We start from the raw sequence: 1,225 nt of genomic DNA on the forward strand, positions 1-1,225 counted from the left end.
CTTCAGCCCGCCCGCTCCAGCATGGCCTGCAGCAGCACGTTGCAGCCGGCGGTGATGTGCTCGGGTTTGGCGTCTTCGATCTCGTTGTGGCTGATGCCATCTTTGCAGGGGATGAAGATCATGCCCGTGGGCGCCAGCTTGGCCATGTAGACCGCGTCGTGGCCCGCGCCTGACACGGCGGGCATGTGGCTGTAGCCCAGGCGCTCGGCGGCGCGCTGCACCGCATTCACGCAGTCGGCGTGGAAGGGCTGGGCCGGGTAGTGCGACACCAGTTCGACCTCGATCTTCAGCCCGGTCTCGGCGGCCACCTGGGCCGCGTAGGCGCGGATGTCGGCGTCCATCTGGTCGACCAGCGCGTCGGTGCTGTTGCGCAGGTCCATCGAGAACTTGACCCGGCCCGGGATCACGTTGCGGCTGTTGGGGTGCACGTTGACCATGCCCACGGTGCCACGCCCGTGCGGGGCGTAGCGGTTGCCGATGGCCACCACCTCTTGCATCACGCGGGTAGCGACCTGCAGCGCGTCCTTGCGCAGGCCCATGGGGGTGGGGCCGGCGTGGGCTTCCATGCCGGTCACGGTGCAGTCGTACCAGCGGATGCCCAGCACCGCGCTGACCACGCCGATGGTCTTGTCGTGGTCCTCCAGCACCGGGCCCTGCTCGATGTGGGTCTCGAAGTAGGCGCCGATGGGGTGCTGGCCCGGCACCTGGTCCCCGATGTAGCCGATGTGGGCCAGCTCGTCCTTGACGCTCTTGCCCTCGGTGTCGGTGGCGGCGTAGGCGTGTTCCAGGGTGAAGGCGCCGGCGAACACGCCCGAGCCCATCATCACGGGCACGAAGCGCGAGCCCTCTTCGTTGGTCCAGAAGGCGACCTCGATCGGGGCCTCGGTCTGGATGCCGTGGTCGTTCAAGGTGCGCACCACCTCCAGGCCGGCCAGCACGCCGTAGTTGCCGTCGAACTTGCCGCCGGTCGGCTGGGTGTCGATGTGGCTGCCGGTCATGACGGGGGGCAGGCTGTTGTTGCGGCCGGGGCGGCGCATGAACACGTTGCCGATCTGGTCGACGGTGATGCTCAGGCCGGCGTCGCGGGCCCAGCCCACGACCAGGTCACGGCCCTGGCGGTCGAGCTCGGTCAGGGCCAGGCGGCACACGCCGCCCTTGTCGGTGCCGCCGATGCGGGCCAGGGTCATCAGGCTGTCCCACAGGCGTTCGCCGTTGATGCGCAGGG

General features: G+C 69.2%; 1 protein-coding gene. It reads right to left on the bottom strand.

The window, feature by feature from the left end; translation table 11 throughout:
• Positions 1-2: 2 nt before the first annotated feature.
• Positions 3-1,223: a Zn-dependent hydrolase gene (locus tag AC3WUT_RS30145; RefSeq protein WP_492350753.1), complete on the bottom strand. Its 1,221-nt coding sequence runs from the start codon at positions 1,221-1,223 to the stop codon at positions 3-5.
• Between the last annotated feature and the right edge of the window lie 2 nt (positions 1,224-1,225).

The organism is Curvibacter sp. EU05-FHT14A10, assembly GCF_058791075.1.